This is a genomic window from Streptomyces sp. BRA346, assembly GCF_052851135.1.
On the sequence record NZ_JAIWIH010000137.1, the window covers coordinates 1 to 2,910 of the forward strand.

General features: G+C 68.2%; 2 protein-coding genes. Both read left to right on the forward strand.

Translation table 11 applies throughout. From position 1 onward, the window contains the following. Nucleotides 1–573, forward strand: a 573-nt coding sequence (locus LCH29_RS43750; RefSeq protein ID WP_446467249.1) for an AMP-binding enzyme, incomplete at its 5' end; no start/stop codon positions are given. A gap of 48 nt (nucleotides 574–621) precedes the next feature. Further along, nucleotides 622–2,910: AMP-binding protein (locus LCH29_RS43755; protein ID WP_446467250.1), on the forward strand; the 2,289-nt coding region annotated here is incomplete at its 3' end.

Consider the following 2,910-nt stretch of genomic DNA (forward strand, 5'->3'; position numbering starts at 1 on the left):
GACGGCACCATCGAATTCGTCGGCCGCAACGACTTCCAGGTCAAGGTCCGCGGCTACCGCATCGAACTCGGCGAAATCGAAGCCCGACTCCTGGAACACCACACCATCCGCGAAGCCATCGTCACAGCCAGCGACGACCGCCTCAACGCCTACTACGTCCCGGCACCGGACACCACCATCGACGTCGGGACACTGCGCGACGCGCTGAGTGAGGTTCTGCCGTCGTACATGGTGCCCTCGGCCTTCGTGGAGCTGGACGCGATGCCGCTCACCCCGAACGGCAAGGTCGACCGCGGCAAACTGCCCACCCCCGACGGCGACGCCGTCGTGGCCCGCGGCTACCAGGCCCCCGTCGGCGCGGTGGAAGAGAAGCTGGCCGCCATCTGGGCGAACCTCCTCGGCGTGGAACGCGTCGGCCGCAACGACGACTTCTTCGAACTCGGCGGCCACTCCCTCCTCGCCGTCTCCCTGGGTCCGCGCCGTATTCACCACCCCGACCATCGCCGGACTCGCCACCGCGGTCGCCGCCGGAGGCAGCGCCGAGGTGTCGGTACCACCGAATCTGATCCCTGATGTTCACCGGAGCGAGGCTGACGGTGGCGGGAAGATGGAGATCGACCTATGAGCATCGACGCATTGCTGCTGGAGATCCGGGCGAAGTCCGTCGAGCTCCGGCGTATTGGTGACGACCTCAAGGTCCGCGCGCCGGAAGACGCGTTGGACAGTGTTCTGGTTCAGCAGTTGCGGTCACACAAGGCGGAACTGCTGGCCCTCATCGGCCCGGGGGACTCCGACTGGTGGAGCCCGCCGGTCCCCATCACGCCGGAGATGCTGCCGCTGGTCGAGCTGACACAGGAGCAGATCGACAAGGTGATCGGTACGGTGCCCGGCGGGACCGGGAACGTACAGGACATCTACCCCCTCGCCCCACTCCAGGAAGGCATCTTCTTCCACCACCTCATGGGTGGCGAAGGCGACGCCTATCTGCTGTCGAGCGTGTCCGCGGTGCCCTCGCGGGAATGGGTCAGCAAGTTCGCCGATGCGCTGCGAACGGTGATGGAACGGCACGACATCCTGCGGACGTCGGTCGTCTGGGAAGGACTCCCCCACCCCGTCCAGGTGGTGTGGCGGCAGGCCGAGCTGCCGGTCGAGGAAGTGACTCTCGACAGCGATGGGGACGCGACTGCCCAGCTGCTCACACGCTACGACCCGCGCCGCTACCGGCTGGACCTGAACCAGGCTCCGCTGCTGCGCGTGGTCACGGCGTACGACGAGCCGAACGACCGATGGCTGCTCCAGGTGCTGATGCACCACCTGATGGGTGACCACACCACGATGGAAGTGGTGCAGGAGGAGATCGGCGCGGTGCTGGCAGGCCGTGCCGATACGCTGCCGGAGCCGGTGCCCTACCGCAACGTGGTGGCCCAGGCCGTGCTGGGCACCAGCCAGGCGGAGCACAAGGAGTTCTTCACCGAGCTGATCGGCGACGTGGACGAGCCGACCGCCCCGTACGGAATCCTGGACGTCCGCGGCGACGGCACCGGAATCACCGAAGCACGCGTCGATGTCGATGCCACCCTGTCCCGGACGGTCCGGGAGCAGGCCCGCCAGGCGGGTGTGTCCCCGGCGAGCGTGTGCCACCTCGCCTGGAGCATGGTCCTGTCCCGCCTCACCGGCCGCTCGGACGTGGTCTTCGGCACGGTGATGTTCGGCCGCATGCAGGCCGGAGCCGGTGCGGAACGCGGCATCGGGCTGTTCATCAACACCCTCCCGATACGCGTCGATGTCGGCAACCGAGGTGTGCTGGACACGGTCCGGGACACCCATGGGGTACTGGCCAAGGTGCTGCGGCACGAGCACGCCCCCCTGGTGCTCGCCCAGGGATGCAGCCAGGTCCCGGCGGGCCTTCCGCTGTTCACCACCCTGCTCAACTACCGGCACACCCCGGAACCGGCCGACCCCACCCCGGGCGAGCCCGACGAGCAGTTCGAGGTGCTGCACAGCGAGGAGCGCACCAATTACCCGGTCGTGGTGTCGGTCGACGACGGAGGTACGGGGTTCTCGGTCACCGCCCAGGTCGATGACCGGCTCGACCCGGACCGCGTCTGCCGACTGCTCCTGAACGCCATCCAGGAGATCAGCCAGGCCCTGGACATCACGCCCGATACGCCGGTCTCCGACCTGGAGATCCTGCCGGAGGCAGAACGCACGCTCGTCGTGGAAGCCTTCAATGCCACGAAGACACCGCTCGACACTCAGGTCTGCGTACATGAGTTGTTCGAGCAGCGGGCGGCCGAAGCGCCCGAGGCGGTTGCCGTGGTCCACGGCGATACGCAGGTCACGTACCGGGACGTGAACGCGAAGGCCAACCAGATCGCCCACCACCTGCGGTCTGTCGGGGTGGGCCCGGACGTACGGGTGGGCATCTGCGCCCGCCGCGGGGTGCCGCTGCTGGTGGCGATGCTGGGCGTGCTCAAGGCGGGCGGTGCGTACGTGCCGCTGGACCCGTCGTACCCGGCCGAGCGGCTGGCGTTCATGCTCGCCGACGCCCAACCTGCGGTCATCCTGACCGACGGCACAGACCTGCCCACAGCAGACGTGCCGGTGGTCGACCTGTCCAGCCTCGCCGACGAGCCGGACACCGACCTGCCCAACCTGGCCTCATCCACGGACCTGGCCTACGTTCTCTACACCTCCGGCTCCACCGGCCTCCCCAAGGGCGTAGCGGTAGAGCACCGCAACATCGTCCGCCTCGTGGTCAACAACCCCTCGGTGGACTTCACCCCGCAGGACCGGACCGCCTTCGCGGCNAACCCCTCCTTCGACGCGGCCACCTGGGAAATCTGGGGCCCGCTGGCCAACGGCGGCACGGTCGTGGTCATCGACCAGGACGACGTCCTCGACCCGCAA